Origin of the sequence: Mycobacterium sp. SMC-19 (assembly GCF_045310815.1) — a bacterium.
In the GTDB taxonomy this organism is placed as follows: Bacteria; Actinomycetota; Actinomycetes; order Mycobacteriales; family Mycobacteriaceae; genus Mycobacterium.
This window is the reverse complement of sequence record NZ_JBJIAM010000005.1, coordinates 210,317-230,650: the sequence shown is the minus strand read 5'-3', so window position 1 is coordinate 230,650 and position 20,334 is coordinate 210,317. Positions and strand designations below refer to the sequence as shown.

23 protein-coding genes are annotated in these 20,334 nt (G+C 68.1%); 8 read left to right on the top strand and 15 right to left on the bottom strand.

Annotation, left to right across the window (positions count from 1 at the left end; genetic code table 11):
• Positions 1–95: 95 nt before the first annotated feature.
• Both ACJH5R_RS13300 and ACJH5R_RS13295 read right to left on the bottom strand, forming a co-directional pair.
• Positions 96–962 carry a metal-dependent hydrolase gene (locus ACJH5R_RS13300; RefSeq protein WP_406782126.1) on the bottom strand — a complete coding sequence of 289 codons (867 nt, stop codon included), beginning with the start codon at positions 960–962 and terminating at the stop codon, positions 96–98.
• Positions 959–1,609, bottom strand: a complete 651-nt coding sequence (locus ACJH5R_RS13295; protein ID WP_406782125.1) for a TetR/AcrR family transcriptional regulator — start codon at positions 1,607–1,609, stop codon at positions 959–961. Before ACJH5R_RS13295 ends, ACJH5R_RS13300 begins: the two co-directional genes overlap by 4 nt.
• A gap of 157 nt (positions 1,610–1,766) precedes the next feature.
• On the opposite strand from ACJH5R_RS13295, the gene ACJH5R_RS13290 reads away from it, so the two are divergent.
• Entirely contained in the window at positions 1,767–2,105 is a 339-nt protein-coding gene (locus ACJH5R_RS13290; protein ID WP_406782207.1) for a PH domain-containing protein, read from the top strand.
• 4 nt (positions 2,106–2,109) lie between these two features.
• Here the strand turns inward: ACJH5R_RS13290 and ACJH5R_RS13285 are convergent, their stop codons facing one another.
• Positions 2,110–2,928 carry a DoxX family membrane protein gene (locus ACJH5R_RS13285; protein WP_406782124.1) on the bottom strand — a complete coding sequence of 273 codons (819 nt, stop codon included), beginning with the start codon at positions 2,926–2,928 and terminating at the stop codon, positions 2,110–2,112.
• A gap of 133 nt (positions 2,929–3,061) precedes the next feature.
• On the opposite strand from ACJH5R_RS13285, the gene ACJH5R_RS13280 reads away from it, so the two are divergent.
• The 3 genes from ACJH5R_RS13280 to ACJH5R_RS13270 all read left to right on the top strand — a co-directional run bounded on the left by ACJH5R_RS13280 (position 3,062) and on the right by ACJH5R_RS13270 (position 5,848).
• Positions 3,062–4,183: a sorbosone dehydrogenase family protein gene (locus ACJH5R_RS13280; protein WP_024443383.1), complete on the top strand. Its 1,122-nt coding sequence runs from the start codon at positions 3,062–3,064 to the stop codon at positions 4,181–4,183.
• Positions 4,184–4,517: 334 nt separating this feature from the next.
• Entirely contained in the window at positions 4,518–5,552 is a 1,035-nt protein-coding gene (gjpA, locus tag ACJH5R_RS13275; protein WP_406757429.1) for an outer membrane porin GjpA, read from the top strand.
• 17 nt (positions 5,553–5,569) lie between these two features.
• Entirely contained in the window at positions 5,570–5,848 is a 279-nt protein-coding gene (locus tag ACJH5R_RS13270) for a hypothetical protein (RefSeq protein ID WP_406757430.1), read from the top strand.
• A gap of 234 nt (positions 5,849–6,082) precedes the next feature.
• Here the strand turns inward: ACJH5R_RS13270 and gatB are convergent, their stop codons facing one another.
• Positions 6,083–7,588 (bottom strand): Asp-tRNA(Asn)/Glu-tRNA(Gln) amidotransferase subunit GatB, encoded by a 1,506-nt coding sequence (gatB, locus tag ACJH5R_RS13265; protein ID WP_406757431.1) that lies wholly within the window; start codon positions 7,586–7,588, stop codon positions 6,083–6,085.
• 38 nt (positions 7,589–7,626) lie between these two features.
• Positions 7,627–8,295, bottom strand: a complete 669-nt coding sequence (tenA, locus tag ACJH5R_RS13260; protein WP_406757432.1) for a thiaminase II — start codon at positions 8,293–8,295, stop codon at positions 7,627–7,629.
• A gap of 37 nt (positions 8,296–8,332) precedes the next feature.
• On the opposite strand from tenA, the gene ACJH5R_RS13255 reads away from it, so the two are divergent.
• Complete coding sequence (locus ACJH5R_RS13255; protein WP_406757433.1) at positions 8,333–8,719, top strand: DUF2237 family protein; 387 nt, start codon at positions 8,333–8,335, stop codon at positions 8,717–8,719.
• A gap of 32 nt (positions 8,720–8,751) precedes the next feature.
• On the opposite strand, the gene ACJH5R_RS13250 is transcribed toward ACJH5R_RS13255, so the two are convergent.
• The 4 genes from ACJH5R_RS13250 to gatC all read right to left on the bottom strand — a co-directional run bounded on the left by ACJH5R_RS13250 (position 8,752) and on the right by gatC (position 12,089).
• Complete coding sequence (locus ACJH5R_RS13250) at positions 8,752–9,123, bottom strand: hypothetical protein (RefSeq protein WP_406757434.1); 372 nt, start codon at positions 9,121–9,123, stop codon at positions 8,752–8,754.
• A 67-nt stretch (positions 9,124–9,190) separates the two neighbouring features.
• Positions 9,191–10,222: an ATP-dependent 6-phosphofructokinase gene (locus ACJH5R_RS13245; RefSeq protein WP_406757435.1), complete on the bottom strand. Its 1,032-nt coding sequence runs from the start codon at positions 10,220–10,222 to the stop codon at positions 9,191–9,193.
• Positions 10,223–10,311: 89 nt separating this feature from the next.
• Positions 10,312–11,793 (bottom strand): Asp-tRNA(Asn)/Glu-tRNA(Gln) amidotransferase subunit GatA, encoded by a 1,482-nt coding sequence (gene gatA / locus ACJH5R_RS13240; RefSeq protein WP_406757436.1) that lies wholly within the window; start codon positions 11,791–11,793, stop codon positions 10,312–10,314.
• Positions 11,790–12,089 (bottom strand): Asp-tRNA(Asn)/Glu-tRNA(Gln) amidotransferase subunit GatC, encoded by a 300-nt coding sequence (gene gatC / locus ACJH5R_RS13235; protein ID WP_406757437.1) that lies wholly within the window; start codon positions 12,087–12,089, stop codon positions 11,790–11,792. Before gatC ends, gatA begins: the two co-directional genes overlap by 4 nt.
• 113 nt (positions 12,090–12,202) lie before the next feature.
• On the opposite strand from gatC, the gene ACJH5R_RS13230 reads away from it, so the two are divergent.
• On the top strand, positions 12,203–12,868 hold the full coding sequence (locus ACJH5R_RS13230) for an amino acid-binding protein (RefSeq protein ID WP_406757438.1): 666 nt from the start codon (positions 12,203–12,205) through the stop codon (positions 12,866–12,868).
• Here ACJH5R_RS13230 and ligA read toward each other — a convergent pair.
• Positions 12,865–14,961, bottom strand: a complete 2,097-nt coding sequence (gene ligA, locus ACJH5R_RS13225) for an NAD-dependent DNA ligase LigA (protein WP_406782123.1) — start codon at positions 14,959–14,961, stop codon at positions 12,865–12,867. The genes ACJH5R_RS13230 and ligA overlap by 4 nt on opposite strands.
• A 30-nt stretch (positions 14,962–14,991) precedes the next feature.
• On the opposite strand from ligA, the gene ACJH5R_RS13220 reads away from it, so the two are divergent.
• The gene (locus ACJH5R_RS13220) at positions 14,992–15,387 is read left to right on the top strand and encodes an MmcQ/YjbR family DNA-binding protein (protein ID WP_406757440.1); all 396 of its coding nucleotides are present in this window, start codon (positions 14,992–14,994) and stop codon (positions 15,385–15,387) included.
• Here ACJH5R_RS13220 and ACJH5R_RS13215 read toward each other — a convergent pair.
• From ACJH5R_RS13215 to ACJH5R_RS13205, 3 genes are all read right to left on the bottom strand, one after another.
• A complete protein-coding gene (locus tag ACJH5R_RS13215) occupies positions 15,384–15,707 on the bottom strand; it encodes an ArsR/SmtB family transcription factor (protein ID WP_406782122.1) in 324 nt (107 codons plus the stop codon). The two genes, ACJH5R_RS13220 and ACJH5R_RS13215, sit on opposite strands and share 4 nt — an antisense overlap.
• Positions 15,704–16,189 carry an SRPBCC family protein gene (locus ACJH5R_RS13210; protein WP_406782121.1) on the bottom strand — a complete coding sequence of 162 codons (486 nt, stop codon included), beginning with the start codon at positions 16,187–16,189 and terminating at the stop codon, positions 15,704–15,706. Before ACJH5R_RS13210 ends, ACJH5R_RS13215 begins: the two co-directional genes overlap by 4 nt.
• Before the next feature lie 65 nt (positions 16,190–16,254).
• Complete coding sequence (locus tag ACJH5R_RS13205) at positions 16,255–17,268, bottom strand: methionine synthase (protein WP_406782120.1); 1,014 nt, start codon at positions 17,266–17,268, stop codon at positions 16,255–16,257.
• Between the two features lie 52 nt (positions 17,269–17,320).
• Here ACJH5R_RS13205 and ACJH5R_RS13200 point away from each other — a divergent pair, with 52 nt between their 5' ends.
• Positions 17,321–17,953, top strand: a complete 633-nt coding sequence (locus ACJH5R_RS13200; protein WP_406782119.1) for a sensor domain-containing protein — start codon at positions 17,321–17,323, stop codon at positions 17,951–17,953.
• Positions 17,954–18,041: 88 nt separating this feature from the next.
• Here ACJH5R_RS13200 and mnmA read toward each other — a convergent pair whose 3' ends face one another.
• Both mnmA and ACJH5R_RS13190 read right to left on the bottom strand, forming a co-directional pair.
• Complete coding sequence (mnmA, locus tag ACJH5R_RS13195; protein ID WP_406757445.1) at positions 18,042–19,118, bottom strand: tRNA 2-thiouridine(34) synthase MnmA; 1,077 nt, start codon at positions 19,116–19,118, stop codon at positions 18,042–18,044.
• Entirely contained in the window at positions 19,115–20,299 is a 1,185-nt protein-coding gene (locus ACJH5R_RS13190; RefSeq protein WP_406782118.1) for a cysteine desulfurase family protein, read from the bottom strand. Before ACJH5R_RS13190 ends, mnmA begins: the two co-directional genes overlap by 4 nt.
• Positions 20,300–20,334: the final 35 nt, after the last annotated feature.

The window sequence follows — 20,334 nt, the reverse complement described above, 5'->3', positions numbered from 1 at the left end:
AACAACCAACGCGCAGTGGGCTACTACGAGCATGCCGTTGTCCATAGCACACGACGGTAGCCGCTGGACCGACCCAGCGTCAAATGAGCAAGCGCTCAGTTCAGGTGGTCGACCAGCGATCCCTGCTCGCCGAACAGTTCCGCCTCCCAGTACTCAAGCAGCGCGGCGTTGTCCTGGTCATCGGGATGGAACCCCGGCCGCATGTACTCCCCCAGCCGGCGGAAGACCGCGCGGGTCAAGAACGGCGAATGCCGCAGGGCGGCAAAACTGCGGACGAGTCGCACCGGGTGATAGGCGGCCCGGTCGCCGAAGAGCGAGAAGATGGTGTTCGTCACGACGGCGAGGGGGAAGCTGAAGCGGATGATCCGCATCGTCCGGATGCGCCGGGCCTCATCACCCCCGACCGCGCGATAGACGTCGAATGCCACCGAGCGGTGCTCGGACTCCTCGATGGCGTGCCACAGCAGCATGGACCGCACTTCGGTCGTGCCGAGCAGGGCCTGGGCCCGCTCGTCACCGAGCAGGGTCTCGGCGAAAACGGCGGTGAAATGTTCGAGTGCGGCGGTGATGGCCAGGCAGGTCAGCGGGGAGAACCGTCGTTCGATGACCGCCTGGCGGCGCGCCACCAGCCGGTCGATCCTGCGGGTCGGGTAACCCATCTCATGTAGGCGCTCGTTGAGTGCACGGTGCTCGCGCCCGTGGGTCACCTCCTGGCCGATGAATCCCTTCACCTGATCTTTGAGGTCGGGGTCGGTGATCTGGTCGGCGTAGCGACGCACCGAACGAATGAAGAAGTCCTCGCCCTCCGGGAACACCGCCGACAGGTGCGCGATCATGTGGCTCATCACCAGGTCGCCCTGGACGAAGTGGCGATCCAGGGCCGCCACCGGGTAGTTGAACCGGATGCGACGCGGTTGTACCGCCGGGTGCGTGGGTTGGCGGCGGTACTCGTCGGCGGTCATTGCGTCCCCTCTGGTTGTTGATCTGCCGGGTCGGCCACCAACGGCCGAGCCAGCGCCTTGAAAGTCTCGAGGATGTCGTTGGTGGCCACCGGTTCGTAGCCGTCGATCGACCGCGACATCGCCAGGCCGTTCATCAACACGAAAGCCATCTGGAGGCCAATGCGCCACTGCGGGGCGGCGCCATCGGCGGGACTGGCCGGGCCGAGCAGTTGGCCGTAGACCCGCTCGCAGGCTTCCGCGAACTGTCGATCTGTCTCGATGACCGCCGGCGCCAGCTCCGGGTCGGTGCGAGCCGCCACCCACAGCTCGTGGGTTGCGGTGAAGGTGGGACCGGAAAACATCGACCACAGCAGGTCGAAGGCCTCATCGAGTTTGTCGGCGGACGGGTCCAGCCCGGCCATCAACACCTCGAACTCTTCGATGCGGCGGTTCAGCGAGAACTCGATGGCGGCGGTCAGCAGGCCGACCTTCGACGGGAAACGTCCCTGCAGCGCCCCCACCGAGACGCCTGCTCGGCGGGCCACCTCGGTGGTGGTAGTGCCCTTGAAGCCGACCTCCACCAGCGCGTCAAGCGTCGCGTCGAGCAGCGCATGCCGGGTTTCGGCAGTGCGTTCCGCCTGCGTTCGGCGGGGCTTTGTCGGCGACACGCGTTCATCATGCAGCACATAAAATAAGTAGTCAATATTTATTTTTATCGTGGCGCTGGCTCCCACCGACCGGGTCCGACGACGCCGGCGGTGACATCATGCGGGGGTGGCCTCTCCCTCCCCCGATCCCGCACCCTTGGTGATCCGCATCTCGCCGATGGCCCACTTCGCGGTCGGCTTCCTGGCCCTCGGCCTGCTGATCCCCGTGCTGACGTGGCCATTGACAGCGCCACTGCTGGCACTGCCGGTATTGCTGTCGGTATTGATCGCCCGGTGGCGAACCGTGGCCGACGCCCGGCAGATCAGGGTGCGAACCCTGCTCGGCAGTCGCGCAGTGGACTGGGATGCCATCGCCGGACTGGGATTCACCCGGGGATCGTGGGCGCGGGCGCATCTGCGCGACGGGGAGATTGTGCGGTTGCCCGCGGTCAGTTTCGCCACGCTGCCGCTGTTGACCGAGGCCAGCGGCGGGCGGGTGCCCAACCCCTATCGCTGAATCTCTAGCCCAGCGGGTTGGCCCCGTTGAGGAACACCCACATCGCAATGCCACCGGCAATCCCGAGCACCAGCGCGACGATGGATCCGATAAAGGGCCGCCGGGCCCAGCCGCGGTCGCCATCGAGGCCATACCGACCCGGGCCGACCAGCACGATCGCCACTGCCACCACAATCAGAATGACGTGGTACTCGTGGCCGTCGGGCAGGAAGAGATCGAACCGGCCCTGGTTGTGCGACGAGACACCGGTGAGCACGCCGTTGATGAAATACGCCAACGCGCCGGCGGCGGCCACCGGCGTGAACAGGCCGAGCACCAGCAGCAGGCCCGCGGCGATCTGGCCGCCCCCAGCCGCGTAGGTCAGGATGTCCGCGTGCTGGTAGCCGGCCGCAGCAATCGAACTCTTGAAGTCGGACAGCCCCTGACCGCCCCACCACCCGAACAGCTGACGCAGCCCGTGGGCCACCAACAACACTCCGAGACCGAGCCGCAGCACCAGCAGACCGAGATCCTGGGTGCCGCGGCGGTCCAGCGCCCGGAACGGCTCGTCTGCGTCGGCGTCTCCGCCGACAGCGACTCCGACACGGCCGGGGTTGACCTGAGGCTCGGCGTAGGGCAGCGGGTGGTAGCCCGTCCCCACCGCGGCACGAGAGCCGGTGGGGTCGTAAGCCGGAATGGCTGCGGTCTCGAAATCACCGGTGTAGGTCGGTGATGGCATGTCGTCCTCCGGATCTACCAGACGTGCCGACTTGGGACGTCCTTTGCCTGCGTCGGCAGTCTCACCCGGCCGACGCCAGTGTGAGCCCTCACCATGACTGGTCACCCTGCCAGCGTAAGGGCAACCCCGGCGGGATTGGGGATTTGAACGCCTTCGTTAGCGAATCGAATCCGGTCCGGTGCGGCGCTGCGGTGGGCGTCGTGGCGAAACCCGACCCGGTGTCCGTAACCTGACGGGCATGCGGATGCGCGGGGTGGTTCACCGGGTGCCTGTCGTGCTGTGCGCAGCTTTGCTGGTTCTGACCGGCTGCGCGCACTTCGATGACGCTCAGTCTCAACCGTTCACCACCGTGCCGCGGCGCGGGATGGCGCCCCCCACGACTCCCCCGCCGCCGCCACCGCTGCCCGCCAACCCGTTCCCGAAGCAGTGCCCCGCACCCGGGGTCATGCAGGGCTGCCTCGAGAGCACCAGTGGCCTGATCATGCACGGCGACAGCAAATCGGCACTGGTCGCGGAGCGGACCACCGGTGCGGTCAAAGAGGTCTCACTGTCCGCCGAACCCAAGGTGAAAACCGTCATCGGCGTCGACCCGGCCGGGGACGGCGGCCTGATGGACATCGTGCTGTCACCGACCTACACGCAGGACCGGTTGATGTACGCCTACATCAGCACGCCGACCGACAACCGGGTGATCCGGATCGCCGACGGCGACGTCCCGAAGGACATCCTGACCGGAATCCCCAAGGGCGCGACCGGCAATACCGGCGCGCTGATCTTCACCAGCCCGACCACCCTGGTGGTCCTGACCGGAGACGCGGGCAATCCGGCCGCGGCCGCCGATCCCGGCTCGACCGCCGGGAAGGTATTGCGCATCGAGCAACCCACGACCATCGGCCAGGCAGCGCCCACCACGGCGCTGAGCGGCATGGGCGCCGGCGGTGGACTGTGCATCGACCACGTTGACGGCTCGCTCTACGTCACCGACCGAACCCCGAGCGGCGACCGGTTGCAGCGCATCACCAAAGATTCCCGGGTTTCGACCGTGTGGACGTGGCCGGACAAGCCCGGCGTCGCCGGTTGCGCCGCCATGGATGGCATCGTGCTGGTCAACCTGGTCAACACCAAGCAGACGGTGGCCGTGCGACTGGCTGCCGGTACCGGATCGGTCACCAGCGAACCCGAGGTCATGCGCCAAGACACCCACGGCCACGTCTGGGCCGTCAAGATGTCGCCGGACGGCAACGTCTGGGGCGCGACGGTCAACAAGACCGCCGGAGATGCCGAGAAACTCGACGACGTGGTGTTCCCACTCTTCCCGTCCGGCGGCGGATTCCCGCGCGCCAACGACGACAAGGACTAACCGCGCGCCGGGTCGCGCACCATCATCACTCACCGCATCCACGACCCTGATCCGTCTCAGGTGGCGCCGCCTGAGGCTCAGTTCACGGGCGACCGCAGACTCCCGGACGCAACTTTGGTCCACTCACAGCAGCCGCACTTCCGCCTCCCGGACACCAAGTTTCTGAGAATTCTCTGTCAATCAATTTTCCGTGATCCACATATCCCCAGGTCACCTAGGGCGAACTTGGGCTGACCTTGGCTTTTGTTAGCAGTCAGTTCATTTGCACCTAAGCTACTTTCAAGTAGCCTTTCGTTGCCGTGGCAGTCGTCACGCGTACGTAACTAGGAGACCAATGCAACACATTGCCCCCGCTCCGTGGGTCGCAGCAGGCATCGCGCTCATCGGCGCCGGCGCCGTCGCCGCCACCCCGGTCACCGTTCCGCTGCCCGGCCTGACCGCGTCGCACTCGGCCGCTGTGGCGCTGACCGCGGACTTCGACCCGTTCGGCGCATGGCAGGACGTCTTCGCCACCGCCAAGGACAACGCCACCACCCTGTGGGACAGCATGTCCGCGGTGCCGGGCGTCGCCTTCCAGCAGCTGATCGCTGACCTCATGAATGGCACCTCGATCGACCCGCAGGCGGTCTTCGAGGCGATCGTGCAGCCCAACATGGCGACCGACCTGACGATGTCACCGCTGCTGCTGAGCAACGACGCTCTGCAGGCACTGGTCACGCTGGTGATGCCCCAGTACATGCCCGACGATTTCCCGCTCACCACCGACCAGCTCACACCGATCCTCTCTTTCCTGGCGTCACCGCTCAGCGGGGTGTTGATCGGCGCGATCGGCCCGTCGATCGCGCCGCTGGTGGCGCTGGGCAACAGCGTCAGCGAGATCAGCACCGCGCTGTCCGGCGACGACCCGGACTGGACCGCGGCACTGCAGGACGTGGCCAACATCCCTGCCAACATGGTCGGCGGGCTCCTCAACGGGGCCACCCTCAACCTGGATGCGCTGCTACCCAGCCTGACCGAGGCCGGCTTGTTGCCCGCGGACCTGGACGTCACCGCGCTCAGCTACACCTTCGGCGGGCTGCTGTCGCCCGGTGTCACAGGCACCGACGTCGAGGGCTTCATCAACGAGATCTCCGACGGCAGCTCGCCCGGTATCGGCGGCTCGATCATCAACGGCCTCGGACTGACCACCGGTCTCATGGGCTTCCCGCTGGAGATTGAGGGTCAAGGCGTCGGACTGCTAGGCGCATTCCAAAGCCTGCAGGAGATCATCGCCATGACGCTCGGCTGGGACGGCGTGGGCAGCCCCCTGGGCGACGAGGCCGACACCATCGCCTCGCTGGTGACCGACATCTTCGGCATCAGCGTGTAAATCCGGTCAACACAGAAGTGGCCCCCTTCACCGCGAAGGGGGCCACTTTTGCGTTGCCCGGTCAGTGCAGCGGGTGGGCCAGCAGCAACTCGCAGTTTGCGGTGCAGATCGTTGTAGGACAGCTCGCGGTACAGGCTGGCCAGAACGCCTTTCCGTTTCATCCGGTGATCAACTACCCGCAAGGAGGGCCGAGTCAGCTGGTCCAGCGCCAGTTCACCGACGGCCCGGCCCTTGATGGCGAAGTGCTTGCCAGGGCGGCGGGTCAGCACAATCGGTTCTCACAGAAGTATTACTGACTCCGCCCGGACGCCTTAAATATCGGGCTTACCTTGGGTTTCAACGGGTTGATAGCAGTGACTCACCGCAGAACGTCACCGCCGCCGCACGCTAGCCCGACGAGCGAAAAGGATGACCACACAATGTTGATCGACTTCCGGTGGCTGCAGTTCATCTTCGACCACCGCGACCACCAGGGTTTCCGCCAGCTGCCGCAGACTGGCGGCGCCACCGTCGGCTGAGGCAGCCCAGGACTAACCGCCGCAGGCGGCCAGCACCAGCTCACGCACCCGGGCGGCGTCGGCCTGCCCCTTGGTCGCCTTCATCACCGCTCCCACGATGGCACCCGCGGCCTGCACCTTCCCGCCCCGAATCTTCTCGGCTACATCGGGATTGGCGGCCAAGGCTTCGTCGATCGCCGCCTGGATCACTGAGTCGTCACGCACCACGACCAGGCCCCGGTCGGCCATCACCTGGGCGGGCTCGCCCTCGCCGGCGAGCACCCCTTCGACCACCTGCCGGGCCAGCTTGTTGGACAGCTCGCCCGATTCCACCAAAGCCACCACTGCCGCGACCTGCTTCGGCGTGATCGCCAGGGCATCGAGTTCGACGCCTGCCTCGTTGGCCTTCTGCACCAGGAAGTTTCCCCACCAGGCCCGGGCCGCCTCGCTGGACGCTCCGGCCGTCACGGTGGCGGCGACCAATTCAACGGCGCCCGCATTGACCAGGTCACGCATCACCTCGTCGGAGACGCCCCACTGATCCTGGATCTTCTTGCGGGCCAGCCACGGCAGCTCGGGGATGGTCTCCCGCAGTTCTGCGACCAGCTCCGCCGACGGAGCCACCGGCTCCAGATCGGGCTCAGGGAAGTAGCGGTAGTCCTCCGCGGTCTCCTTGGCCCGGCCCGGACTGGTGTAGCCGGCCTCGTGGAAGTGCCGAGTCTCCTGGACCACGGTGCCGCCACCGGCCAACACCGCGCCCTGGCGTCGCATCTCGTAGCTCACCGCCACCTCGACACTCTTGAGCGAGTTGACGTTCTTGGTCTCGGTTCGGGTGCCGAATTCGGCTGCACCGGCGGGCTTCAGCGACACGTTGGCATCGCAACGCATCGACCCCTGGTCCATCCGCACGTCGGAAACGTCCAACGCCCGCAGCAGATCCCGTAGCGCGGTCACATACGCCCGGGCGATCTGCGGTGCCCGGTCACCGGCACCGGTAATCGGTTTGGTGACGATCTCGATCAGCGGCACACCGGCTCGGTTGTAGTCGACCAGCGATTCGCTGGCGCCCTCGATACGGCCGGTGTCGCTGCCCACGTGGGTGAGCTTGCCGGTGTCCTCTTCCATGTGGGCACGTTCGATATCCACCCGCCACACCGACCCGTCCTCCAACGGCACGTCCAGGTGGCCGTTGAATGCGATCGGCTCGTCGTACTGGGAAATCTGGTAGTTCTTCGGCTGGTCGGGATAGAAGTAGTTCTTGCGCGCGAACCGGCACCAGGAGGCGATGTCGCAGCCCAGCGCCAGCCCGATCCGGATCGCCGATTCGACCGCGGTCGCATTGAGCACCGGCAGTGAACCAGGCAGGCCAAGACACACAGGGCACACCTGGGAGTTGGGTTCGGCGCCGAACTCAGTCGAGCATCCGCAGAACATCTTGGTGGCCGTGGACAGCTCGACGTGCACTTCCAGGCCCATAACCGGGTCGAAGCGGGCGATGACGTCGTCGTAATCGAGCAGTTCAGCGACAGCAGCGGTCATGGGACCAAAGTCTAGGTGACCCCCTCGGCCGGACTTGCTCACACCGGCCAGTCCTCCATCCGGTAGGCGGCGTCGAAGAACATCCACTCATAGCGCGCGGCGGTGTGGAAATGCCGGCGCATCAGCTCCCACTCCGCTGCCGGCAGATGCGCACCGATTCGGTCGGCGACCGTAAGCACCGCCTCGACCACCGCCTGGTATTCGTGGCCCGCATAGGTGTCGATCCAGCGCTGGAACAGTGGCTCGGGTGAGCCGTGGCGCTGCAGGTGCTCCCCCACCCTGGCGTAGATCCAATAGCAGGGCAGCACGGCGGCCACGGCTTCGGCGTAGGAGCCGGATGCGGTGACCGCCAGCAGATAGCTGACGTAGGCCTGGGTCGTCGGGGCGATCGGCACGGCCGCGGCAGCTTCGACATCGAGCCCCAGATCCGCCAGCAGCCCGGCATGCAATTCGGCTTCGGCGGTGATCGCCGCGCCGGCGTGCTCGGCGAACATCGTCAGCTCCGACTCGATCGGCGCCTTGGCCGCGCAGACCGCCAGTGCCCGCGCATAGCCGCGCAGGTAGTGCGCGTCCTGCACGAGGTAGTAGCGAAACTGGTTGCGCCCCAAAGAGCCCTTGGTCAACCCGGTGACGAACGGGTGCTCGCAAATCTGCCGATAGATGCCATCGATATGCGCCCACAGCCGTTCACGGTTCCGCTCGGTCATACCTCACGGTAGGTGACACCGCCCTAGACTGACCTCCATGCCCGACCGCAACGTACTGGGCGGCCCGCTGGAGCCGTGCGGCAGCGACCCCATCACCGGCTTCTACCGCGACGGCTGTTGCTCGTCAGGGCCCGAGGACATTGGCCTGCACACGATTTGCGCCGTCGTCACCGGCGAATTCCTGGAACACCAGCGCTCGATCGGCAACGATCTGTCCACGCCGATGCCGGCCTACCGGTTCCCGGGACTGACGCCCGGCGATCGCTGGTGCGTGACCGCACTGAACTGGCTGCGGGCCCACCGCGACGGCTGCGCCGCGCCCGTCGTGCTAGCTGCCACCCATGAACGCACGCTGGAAGTGGTCGCCCTGGAGGTGCTGGCGGACTACGCCGTCGACGTGCCCGACGACCCGAGCGACCTCTGACGGCTACCGGCGTTCGCCGGCCACCCCGGGGATCAGGGTCCCAGCGTCACGCCGACGCCGGAGTTGCTCTGCTCCCGATGCCTTTCGTACCAGACGAATTCCTCGACCAGCGGGCCGTCCTCGGGGCAGTCGGCAATGACTGATCCGGCCAGCAGTCGCCCCGTCTGGTCCGCGGGCATGCCACTGGTCGCCAGGATGTGGCTGACCGCGTGCTTGACTCCCGCCAGATTCGGCTGGTCGTTGATGAAAGCGCACACATCGCCACCGTGATCGGTGACGTAGTCGCCGATCTGGTCACCGCTGGCGTGGGCCGGTATACACGGCACCAGTCCCATCGGCAGACCGCACAGCACCGCGACAGACAACGCCATCTTTCCCATACCCACCCCCCAGCCTTCGTCCATCGGGCACCACGAAGCACAACCTCACCATTGTGAGGCCATTTAGCGACGTTGTCACGCCACGCGCGGGCTATCCGAAAAACGCCGCCGCGTCGTCGTAGCGGCTCTGCGGCACCACCTTGAGCTGTCGGACCGCGTCGGCCAATGCCACCCGGCCGATCTCCTGGCCGCGCAGCGACACCATCATTCCGTATTCGCCGGCGTGGGCGGCGTCGGCGGCGTTGACGCCGAACCGGGTCGCGAGCACCCGGTCGTAGGCGGTCGGGGTGCCACCGCGCTGCACGTGGCCCAGCACAGTGGTGCGGACTTCCTTCTTGACGCGTCGTTCGATTTCGACGGCCAACTGGGCTGCGACACCGGTGAACCGCTCGTGGCCGAACTCGTCGACACCGCCGGCCCGTAGCTCCATGGAGCCGGCAGCGGGCTTGGCCCCTTCGGCGACGACGCAGATGAAATGCGACGATCCGTGTTGGAAGCGCTGTTTGACCAGCCGGCACACCTCTTCGACGTCGAAGGGCTGCTCGGGTATCAGGGTCATGTGCGCACCGCTGGCCAGGCCGGCGCTCAGCGCGATCCAGCCGGCGTGGCGGCCCATCACCTCGACCAGCATGACCCGCTGGTGAGATTCGGCGGTGGAGTGCAGCCGGTCGATGGCGTCGGTGGCGACCTGCAGCGCGGTGTCGTGGCCGAAAGTGACATCGGTGCAGTCGATGTCATTGTCGATGGTCTTGGGCACCCCGACCACCGGGACATTCTCCTGCGACAGCCAGTGCGCCGCAGTCAGCGTGCCCTCTCCGCCGATCGGGATGAGCACGTCGATGCCGTTGTCGTCGAGGGTCTGCTTCACCTGATCCAGGCCCGCGCGCAGCTTGTCCGGGTTCACCCGGGCGGTGCCGAGCATGGTGCCGCCCTTGGCCAGCAGCCGGTCGTTGCGGTCGTCATTGGCCAACTGGACGCGCCGGTTCTCCAGCAGGCCGCGCCAGCCGTCTTGGAATCCCACGACCGTGGAGCCATAGCGGGAGTCGCAGGTGCGCACCACCGCCCTGATCACCGCGTTCAATCCGGGACAGTCGCCGCCTCCGGTGAGCACTCCGATCCGCATAGTGCCCATCTTGCCGGGTCGCTCGCCCCGAGACTGTAGTTAGCGCGAGCTCCACTCGAACTTTCCCGCGCTAACCGCAGGCTCGGCGATTAAATCGCCGTCGTCAGCTCCCCGCGGGCCACCTCGTAGGCCGCGCCCACCCGGTAGAGCCGGTCATCGGCCAGCGCCGGCGCCATGATCTGCAGACCCACCGGCAGCCCGTCGTCGCCGGAGAGCCCGGACGGCACCGACATGCCGCAGTGCCCGGCCAGGTTCAGCGGCAGCGTGCACAAGTCGAACAGGTACATCGCCAGCGGGTCGTCGACCTTCTCCCCCAACCGGAACGCGGTGGTGGGCGTCGTCGGCGAGATCAGCACGTCGACGGACTTGTACGCCTCGTCAAGGTCGCGGGCGATCAGCGTGCGCACCTTCTGGGCTTGGTTGTAGTAGGCGTCGTAGTAGCCCGCCGACAGCGCGTAGGTGCCGAGCATGATGCGGCGCTTGACCTCTGGACCGAACCCGGCCGCGCGGGTCAGCGCCATCACCTCCTCGGCGCTGTGGGTGCCGTCGTCGCCGACCCGCAACCCGAAGCGCATCGCATCGAAACGGGCCAGGTTGGACGACACCTCCGACGGCAGGATCAGGTAGTAGGCGCTCAGCGAATAGTCGAAGTGCGGGCAGTCCACCTCGGAGATCTGCGCGCCCAGCGCCGTCAACTGTTCGACGGCGGCGTTGAACGACGCCAGCACGCCGGGCTGGTAACCCTCCCCGCTGTGCAGCTGGCGCACCACCCCGATCCGCACCCCGGACAGGTCACCGCTGGCCCCGGCACGCGCGGCGCCGACGACGTCGGGCACCGGTACGTCCAACGAGGTGGAGTCGCGCGGGTCGTGCCCGGCGATCACGGAGTGCAACAGCGCGGTGTCGGCCACGGTGCGTGCGCACGGCCCGCCCTGGTCCAGCGAGGAGGCACAGGCCACCAACCCGTAGCGGCTCACGGTGCCGTAGGTGGGTTTGACGCCGACGGTGGCGGTCAGCGCGGCCGGCTGGCGGATCGAGCCGCCGGTGTCGGTGCCGATGGCCAGCGGCGCCTGGAACGCCGCCAACGCCGCGGCACTGCCCCCACCGGAACCACCCGGCACCCGCTCGACATCCCACGGGTTGCGGGTCGGACCGTAGGCGGAGTTCTCCGTGGAGGAGCCCATCGCGAACTCGTCCATGTTGGTCTTGCCCAGGATCGGAATGCCGGCCGCGCGCAGCCGCGCGGTGACGGTCGCGTCGTAGGGGGCCCGCCAGCCTTCCAGGATCTTCGATCCGCAGGTGGTGGGCGCGTCGACGGTGGTGAACACGTCCTTGAGCGCCAGCGGCACCCCGGCCAGCGCCGACGGCGCCTCGCCGGCGGCGATCGCCTTGTCGGCGGCCTCCGCTGCGGCCAGGGCCTCGTCGGTGCCGACGTGCAGGAACGCCCCGTACCGGTCGTCGGTGGCCGCGATCTGGTCGAGGTGGGCGCGGGTGACCTCGACCGAGGACACCTCGCGGGCGGCGATCTTGGCCGCCAGGGTGGCCGCGTCGGATCGGATCAGCTCACTCACTGGCTCTCCCCCAGGATCTGCGGCACCGCGAAGCGGTTCTCGGCGACGCGCGGCGCGGCGGCCAGCGCCTCGGCCTGGGTCAGGCAGGCGACGATCTCGTCGGGCCGGGTCACATTGACCGCCTTGAGCGGGTTGTCGGTCGCTTCGACGCCGGTGACGTCGACGGACTGAATCGTGCTGACATGGGTCAGGATCGCATCGAGCTGGCCGGCGAAGCCGTCCAACTCGGCGTCGGTCAGCGCCAGCCGGGCCAACCGGGCCAGGTGAGCTACGTCATCACGGGAGATCTGGGACACGGGTGCAAAGCCTAGTCGTCCGCTCACGCCGAGCGTAAAGCCAGCGTGCGATGGCGCGCGTGAAGTCAGACTCACTCGCGGCGTGCCCGGACACGCTGTGGGAAAGTTTGCCCATGCCTTCCTATCTGCTGCGCGTCGAACTCGACGACCGCCCCGGCAGCCTGGGTTCGTTGGCCGTGGGTCTGGGCTCGGTGGGCGCCGACATCCTGTCGCTGGACGTTGTCGAGCGTGGAAGCGGTTCAGCGATCGACGACCTGGTGGTCGAACTGCCGCAGGGATCGATGCCTGACGTGCTGATCACCGCCGCCGAACGACTGCCCGGGGTTCGGGTGCACAGCCTCCGCCCGCACACCGGGCTGTTGGACGCGCACCGCGAACTCGAGCTAATCGACCACGTCGCTGCTGCCGGTGACCGCAGCGCCAAACTGCAGAAACTGGCCGATGAAGCGCCGCGGGTGCTGCGAGTCAGCTGGTGCGCGGTGCTGCGCAGCGACGGAGACGACGGGACGTTCCGCCGGCTCGCCGGCAGTGCGGGCATCCCGGAGACTCAGGTCAGCGCGGTGCCGTGGCTGCCGATCGAGCAGGCCGCCGCCCTGGACAACACCGCCGCCTGGGTGCCGGCGGTGTGGCGGGAGATGGATGTCGCCCTGGCGGCCGCGCCGTTGGGCAACCCGCGCACCGCCGTCGTGCTGGGCCGCACTGGAGGTCCGGCCTTCCTGCCCGCCGAAGTGGTCCGGTTGGGCTATCTGGCCGGGATCGTGGCGACGCTGCTGCGCTAGTCGGCCTCCGGGGTCTCGTCTTCCGGAACGTCGGGTCCGTTCTCCAGCAGTGCCCGGAATCCGTCTTCGTCCAGGACCGGCACTCCGAGTTCGACGGCCTTGTCGTACTTCGAGCCGGGCGCATCGCCGGCCACCACGTAGGCGGTCTTCTTCGATACCGAACCGGCCGCACGGCCACCGCGGGCGATGATCGCCTCCTTGGCCTCGTCGCGGGAGAAGCCGGTCAGTGAGCCGGTCACCACGATGCTGAGCCCCTCCAGCGTGCGTTCGATGCTCGCGTCGCGTTCGTCGGCCATCCGTACCCCGGCGGCCCGCCACTTGTCGACGATCGCCCGGTGCCAGTCGACGTCGAACCATTCGGTGACCGCGGCGGCGATCGTGGGGCCGACGCCTTCGACTGCGGCCAACTGCTCGGTGGACGCCGTGGTGATCGCATCCAGGCTGCCGAACTCGGTGGCCAGCGCGCGGGCCGCGGTCGGTCCGACGTGCCGAATCGACAACGCCACCAGCACCCGCCACAGCGGCTGCGCCTTGGCCTTGTCGAGATTGGTCAGCAGTTGCCGGCCGTTCTTGGACAGCGCGCCGTCCTTGGTGGTGAACAGCTCGGTGCGCAACAGGTCGTCTTCGGAGAGGGTGAACAGATCACCCTCGTCGGTGATGACCCCGGCGTTCAACAGCGCGGTCGCCGCTTCATAGCCCAGGGCCTCGATATCGAAGGCGCCGCGGCCGGCGACGTGGAACACCCGCTCGCGCAGCTGCGCCGGGCAGGACCGGGAATTGGGGCAGCGGATGTCGACGTCGGCTTCCTTCGCCGGCGCCAGCAGCGTTCCGCACTCCGGGCAGTGAGTCGGCATGACGAACTCGCGCTCGTTGCCGTCGCGCAGATCGACCACGGGCCCGAGCACCTCGGGGATCACGTCGCCGGCCTTGCGAATCACCACGGTGTCGCCGATCAATACACCCTTGCGCTTGACTTCCGAGGCGTTGTGCAAGGTGGCCAGGCTCACCGTGGAGCCGGCCACCTTCACTGGAGTCATGTACGCGAACGGGGTGACCCGGCCGGTACGTCCGACGCTGACCCGGATGTCGAGCAGCGTGGTCTGCGCCTCCTCCGGCGGATATTTGTAGGCCACCGCCCAGCGCGGCACCCGGGAGGTGGCACCGAGCCGGCGCTGCAGTGCCCGGTCGTCGACTTTGACCACGACACCGTCGATTTCGTGTTCGACGTCGTGCCGGTGTTCGCCCCAATAGGTGATGCGTTCGGCCACAGCGGCCATGCCCTCGACGCGGGCGGTGTGCGGCGAGACCGGCAGCCCCCACGACTTCATCGCGCTGTAGGCGTCGTGCAGGGTCTCGGGGCTGAACCCGTCGGCGAAGCCGAGGCCATGGCAGACCATCCGCAGGTTGCGCCGGGCGGTGATCGCCGGGTTCTTCTGCCGCAGCGATCCGGCCGCACTGTTGCGAGGGTTGGCGAACGGCGCCTTGCCCTCAGCGACCAGTCCGGCGTTGAGGGTCTCGAAATCCTCCAGCCGGAAGTACACCTCGCCGCGTACCTCCAGTACGGCCGGGACTGGGAATTCGCCGTCGGTGTTGAGGAATTCGGGGATGTCGGCGATGGTGCGCGCGTTCAGCGTCACGTCCTCGCCGACCCGGCCGTCGCCGCGGGTGGCCCCGCTGCTCAACCGGCCGTCGCGGTACACCAGCCCGAGTGCCACGCCGTCGACCTTGAGTTCGCACAGATAGGTGGTGTCGCCGCCGATCTCACCGCTGACCCGGCCCGCCCAGGCCGTCAGTTCGTCGGGTGAGAACACGTCTTCCAACGACAGCATCCGCTCCAGGTGCTCAGCGGGAGCGAACTCCGTGGTGAAGCCGGCGCCACCTACCAGCTGGGTCGGCGAGTCGGCGGTGCGCAACTCCGGGTGCGTCTCCTCCAGCGCGAGCAGCCGGTTGAACAGCTCGTCGAAGTCACCGTCGGTGATGATCGGCGCGTCTTTGACGTAGTAGCGGAACTGGTGTTCGCGCACCTCTTCAGCCAGGTCGTGCCACTGCCGCCGGAGGTCCGGGGTCACGCTGTCGGCCTCTGGTCTCACCACCGCAGGTTATCTGCTGACTACCCTGACGGCATGCCGCACCCGATCATGTTCCACGACGACGACCCTGGTCTGGCGCAGCTGCGGCGCATCGCGCTGGGCTTTCCCGAAGCCTTCGAGAAGATCTCTCACGGCCGCCCGGTGTTCTGCGCCCCGAAAATGTTCGCGATCTATGGCGGCAACAGCAAAGCCACCGGCGCGATGGTGCCCTACCCGCACGCGCTGCTGGTCAAGGTCGACGAGTCCGAGCGACGGGCGCTGGAACAGGACCCGCGGTTCTTCTCACCGATGTATTTGGGCCCGTCCGGTTGGCTGGGATTGGATTTCGGTGCAGCTGAAGTGGATTGGGATGAGGTCGGTGAGCTGGTCGACGCGTCGTTTCGGCTGACCGCGCCGGCGCGGTTGATCCGGTCCCTGGATGGGGATTAGTTCTCGCCCGTCTCGACGAACGCCCGCAGCCGCTCAGTCGCGGCATCCCAGCGGCGCGACAGCCCGGTGAGATAGTCGCTGGCATCGGCCAGCTGCCGCGGCTGCACCGCCCAGATCCGTTCGCGGCCGCGACGGCTGCTGGTGACCAGGCCGACGGCCTCCAACAGCTGCAGGTGTTTGGTGGCCGCCTGACGTGTCACCGGAATCGCGTGGGTGAGCTGCGAGGTGGAACACGGCCCGCCATCGCAGAGACGCCCGATGATCCGCAGCCGGTTCGGGTCGCCGAGCGCGTCGAAAACCGGCGCCTCGATACTCGTCACGCCCGCTGCAACTCCAGGTACTTGCGCACCAACCTGACCTGATGCGCCCAGCCGCCGGCGTTGGCCTCGAATGCGGTCGATCGCCGGGACGGCGGCAGTGCGTCGAAGCCGCTCTCGACGATGGTGAGCAACACCCCCTCGGGCGTCTCGGCCAAGGTGAACTCCACCAGCGTCATCGGTTCGTCCTCGACCTCGGTGTCGACGGCGAACGGGTGCCAGCGGTAGGCGAACCGCCGTTGCGGTTCGACCGCGACGACGTGCCAGGTCCCCCGGTTCCCGGCATGGGGCTCCTGCAGCCGTGCGACCTCGCTGTCGACGCTGGTCGGGGTGATCGTCCCGGTCACGGCGGTACCAGCGACGAACGGGCCGTCGAACCGGATGCCGAACCACTGCCCGAACTCCCCCGAGTCGCTGATCGCACGCCACACCCGGTCCAGCGTCGCGCGCAGCACAACTTGCTTCTCGATACGATCGGTACTCATATGCAACCTCCCGGTTGCCTTTCAGTACAGCAGGCCGGTGATCAATGCGCAACCTTTTGGTGCCCTTAGATCGCCTCGGGGTCGCTGGCCATCGCCTCGCCCACCTTGCGCACCAGCCCTACCGCGGCGCGCGCCCAGGCGGCGCTGGCACCGGCCATCCCGCAGACCGGACTGATCCCGACCCGCTGCGCCAACACCGAGCGGGGGAATCCGATCCGGTCGGTGATCGCTGCAACCGCGGTCGCCAGCTCTTCAACGTCGGGCGTCCGCACCGGCGCCAGCGCGGGAACCAGTCCCATCACCACGGTGCGGCCGGAGTCGACGAAGGCACCGATCTGGTCGTAGTCGGCGGATTCCAACGCGGTGCAGTCCAACGCCAGCGCAGTGATAGCGCTGCGCTGCAACACATTCCACGGAAGTCCCGATGCACAACTGTGCACCAGCACCTCGCCCCCGATCGTTTCGACACAGCCGTCGAGCAGCGCACTGGCCACCGCCTCGTCGATGGCGGCCACCGGGCTCAACGCGGTCACGCCGGCCAGCCGGCCGGTCACCGCGGCGGCCAGCGACGGCTCGTCGAGCTGCACGATCACCGGTGTGTCGAGCCGGCGAGACAGCTCGGCGCGGTGTGACTTGAGGCCCTCGGCCAGCGACGCGGCCAGGTCACGCATCGCACCGCGGTCGGTGATCGCCCGGTGCCCATTGGCCAGCTCCACCTCCGCGGCCAGAGTCAACGGACCGGCCGCCTGCACCTTCACCGGATGCCCGCTACCGCGCAGGCCGGCGACTTCCCACGCCTCTTCCAGCGCATCGGCGTCCTCACCGAGCAGACTCACCGCGCGCCGGCTCACCGCTCCAGGACGCGCCGCCAGCCGGTAGCCACGCGGGGCGGTGTCGATGGCGATGTCGACCAGCAGCGCGCCGGTCCGACCGATCATGTCGGCGCCCACGCCACGCCCTGGCAGCTCGACCAGGTGGGCCAGGCTGCCACCCAACTCACCGACCACCACCTCGGCCGCCGCACGCGCCGAGGTGCCCGGCCACGACCCCAATCCGGTCCCGGTGGCGAAAGCACTCACCGGGCAACCGTATTGAAGTGACATGGCCCCGGGTACGGCGGGCTAGCCTTCGATGGTGAGGATGTCGCGGCTGGTGCCGATCTGGGCGGTGACAGCAGCGGTGGTGGGCTGCACCCGGCTGGTCGACGGGACCGCGCTGCCACCGGTGGCGCTGCCGGCGCCCGCCGGCGTCGTGGATCTCGGCCGGATCATGCTCGGCACGCCCCGGATGCGGGCCATCGTCGGCGCCGACGAGCAGCTGACGGTCATCCCCACCATGGATTCCAGCTCTCCAACCGACATCGACGACCTCGCCGCCACCATCCCGCCGCCGTGCCGTTTCATCTTCGCCGAGACCGCGGTGTTCGGATCCGCCGCGACGCGTTTCCACAAAACCACCTACCAGTACCCGCCCAAGGCCGCGCTGGTCTCCGAGGGCGCGGCCGTCTATCCCGACACCGAGGCCGCCCACCACGCTCTCGACACGCTGGTGAACACGGTCGCCGAGTGCGCTGACACCGCTGCCGGGCCGGGACTGGTCAGCGACTGGGCTTCCGACGAGGAGTCCCTGCGCACCCACGCCGGTGCCTGTGGCCGGGCTTACCAGGTCAAGTCGGTGGTGCTGTTGGAGGTCACCTACTGCGGCTTTTCGCAGGCCGACGCCGACCTGGTGGTGACGAATATGGCTTCGGCGGTGCCCGGTTAGGCGCGCTTCCGCACGCCGAACGTGCATCCAGGGCGAGAAAATCGCCGGATCGTCGCACTCAGTACACGTTCGGCGCTGAAAGCTGGAGTTATGCGCCGGTGGCGGCGATGGTGGCGCTGGCGATCACTTCGTCGCCGTGCGCGTCCGGGCGGTAGCAGGCCAGGGTCTGGCCGCGGGCCACGCCGCGCAACGGCTCGCGCAGTCGCACCTGCAACATGTCGCCGACCAGTTCGGCGACCGCGCCGACGGTCTCACCATGGGCGCGCACCTGCACCTCGCACTCGACCGGGCCGCGCCACGGCTGCCCGGAGGTGAACACCGGTGCCCGCCCGGTCAGCTCCACCACCCGCAAGTCGGCGGCCGATCCGACGGTGACGGTGCCGGTCGCGGCGTCGATACCGGTGACGTAGCGCGGCTGGCCGTCCGGGCCGGGCCCAGCGATGCCCAGACCCTTGCGCTGACCGATGGTGAAACCGTGCACTCCGTCGTGCTGCGCCAGCACCGATCCGCCGGTGTCCACCACGGCCCCGGGCCGTACCCCGATGTGCCCCCCGAGGAAGGTGCGGGTGTCGCCGGTCGGGATGAAGCAGATGTCGTGGCTGTCGGGCTTGCTCGCCACCGCCAGGCCGCGTTCGGCGGCTTCGGCACGGATCTGCGGCTTGGGGGTGTCCCCGATCGGGAACGCCGCGTGCCGGAGCTGCTCTGCCGAGAGCACCGCGAGCACATAGGACTGGTCCTTGTCGGGGTCCACCGCGCGGCGCAGTCGACCGCCGGCCAGCCGGGCGTAGTGACCGGTGGCGACCATGTCGAAGCCCAGGGCGAGCGCTCGGGCGGCCACCGCGGAGAACTTGATCTTCTCGTTGCACCGCATGCACGGGTTGGGTGTCTCGCCGCGGGCGTAGGACTCGACGAAATCGTCGATCACCTCGTCCTTGAACTGCTCGGAGAAATCCCACACATAGAACGGAATGCCCAGCACGTCGGCGACGCGACGGGCGTCGTCGGAGTCTTCCCGCGAGCAGCAGCCGCGCGAGCCGGTGCGCAGGGTGCCCGGATTACGCGACAGTGCCAGATGCACGCCGACCACGTCGTGGCCGGCATCGACCATGCGGGCCGCCGCCACCGAGGAGTCCACTCCGCCGCTCATCGCCACGACGACCTTCATCGCGCTACCCCCGCGGCGGCCAGCATCGCATGGCGGGCCCGGTTCACCGCGCCGGGCAGCACCGCCAGCACGGCGTCGACATCACCGTCGACGCTGGTGTGCCCCAACGACAGTCGCAGCGATCCCCGGGCGGCGACCGGGTCAAGGCCCATCGCGGTCAGCACGTGCGAGGGCTGCGGCACACCGGCGGTGCAGGCAGATCCGGTGGAGCATTCGATTCCGTTGGCGTCCAACAGCATCAGCAGGGAGTCGCCTTCGCAGCCGGCGAAGGTGAAGTGCGCGTTGCCGGGCAGCCGCTGGGTGCGCGACCCGTTGACCCGGGTGTTGTCGATCCGGGCGAGCACGCCGTCGATGAGCCGATCACGCAGGCCCGTAACCCGGTCTGCGGTGGACTCCAACGAGCCCACGGCGACCTGGAGCGCCGCTGCCATTCCGACTGCCCCGGCTACATCGGGTGTGCCGGAACGGATGTCACGCTCCTGTCCCCCACCGTGCGTCAGCGGTACACAGGTCACGTCACGACGAATCAGCAGTGCGCCGGTGCCGCACGGCCCGCCGAACTTGTGGGCGGTCAGGCTCAGCGCCGACAACCCGCTGGCAGCGAAATCGACCGGCAGCTGCCCGACGGCCTGCACCGCGTCGGAATGCATCGGTACCCCGAACTGCGCGGCGATCGTGGCCAGTTCAGCAACCGGCAACACCGTTCCGACTTCGTTATTGGCCCACATCACCGACACCAGGGCGACGTCGTCGGCGCGGCCGGCGTCCAATTCCTCGCGCAGCGCATCCGGTGACACCGACCCGTCGGCGTCGGTGGGCAGCCAGGTGATCTCGGCGCCCTCGTGTTCGGCGAGCCAGCCCACCGAATCCAGCACCGCGTGGTGCTCGACTTCAGTGGTGATGATCCGGCGCCGCCGCGCATCGGCGTCGCGGCGGGCCCAATAGATACCCTTGACGGCCAGGTTGTCGCCGTCGGTGCCGCCGGAGGTGAACACCACCTCAGAGGGGCGTGCGCCCAGCCCTGCTGCAATGGATTCGCGGGACTCCTCCATGCGACGACGCGCGGCGCGGCCCGCGGCATGCAGCGAGGAGGCGTTGCCGACGGTCCCCAGCACAGCTGCCATCGCCTCGATGGCCTGCGGGTGCATCGGGGTGGTGGCAGCGTGATCCAGATAGACCATGACCTGCTAAGGATACCGGGCACTTCGCGACGGCC

What these genes read in the sequence shown, in the direction of transcription:
- ACJH5R_RS13300 (WP_406782126.1), bottom strand. Translation starts at nt 962, where the DNA reads ATGACCGCCGACGAGTACCGCCGCCAACCCACGCACCCGGCGGTACAA.
- ACJH5R_RS13290 (WP_406782207.1), top strand. Translation starts at nt 1,767, where the DNA reads ATGGCCCACTTCGCGGTCGGCTTCCTGGCCCTCGGCCTGCTGATCCCC.
- ACJH5R_RS13280 (WP_024443383.1), top strand. Translation starts at nt 3,062, where the DNA reads ATGCGGATGCGCGGGGTGGTTCACCGGGTGCCTGTCGTGCTGTGCGCA.
- gjpA (WP_406757429.1), top strand. Translation starts at nt 4,518, where the DNA reads ATGCAACACATTGCCCCCGCTCCGTGGGTCGCAGCAGGCATCGCGCTC.
- gatB (WP_406757431.1), bottom strand. Translation starts at nt 7,588, where the DNA reads ATGACCGCTGCTGTCGCTGAACTGCTCGATTACGACGACGTCATCGCC.
- tenA (WP_406757432.1), bottom strand. Translation starts at nt 8,295, where the DNA reads ATGACCGAGCGGAACCGTGAACGGCTGTGGGCGCATATCGATGGCATC.
- ACJH5R_RS13255 (WP_406757433.1), top strand. Translation starts at nt 8,333, where the DNA reads ATGCCCGACCGCAACGTACTGGGCGGCCCGCTGGAGCCGTGCGGCAGC.
- ACJH5R_RS13250 (WP_406757434.1), bottom strand. Translation starts at nt 9,123, where the DNA reads ATGGACGAAGGCTGGGGGGTGGGTATGGGAAAGATGGCGTTGTCTGTC.
- ACJH5R_RS13245 (WP_406757435.1), bottom strand. Translation starts at nt 10,222, where the DNA reads ATGCGGATCGGAGTGCTCACCGGAGGCGGCGACTGTCCCGGATTGAAC.
- ACJH5R_RS13230 (WP_406757438.1), top strand. Translation starts at nt 12,203, where the DNA reads ATGCCTTCCTATCTGCTGCGCGTCGAACTCGACGACCGCCCCGGCAGC.
- ACJH5R_RS13220 (WP_406757440.1), top strand. Translation starts at nt 14,992, where the DNA reads ATGCCGCACCCGATCATGTTCCACGACGACGACCCTGGTCTGGCGCAG.
- ACJH5R_RS13210 (WP_406782121.1), bottom strand. Translation starts at nt 16,189, where the DNA reads ATGAGTACCGATCGTATCGAGAAGCAAGTTGTGCTGCGCGCGACGCTG.
- ACJH5R_RS13200 (WP_406782119.1), top strand. Translation starts at nt 17,321, where the DNA reads ATGGTGAGGATGTCGCGGCTGGTGCCGATCTGGGCGGTGACAGCAGCG.
- mnmA (WP_406757445.1), bottom strand. Translation starts at nt 19,118, where the DNA reads ATGAAGGTCGTCGTGGCGATGAGCGGCGGAGTGGACTCCTCGGTGGCG.
- ACJH5R_RS13190 (WP_406782118.1), bottom strand. Translation starts at nt 20,299, where the DNA reads ATGGTCTATCTGGATCACGCTGCCACCACCCCGATGCACCCGCAGGCC.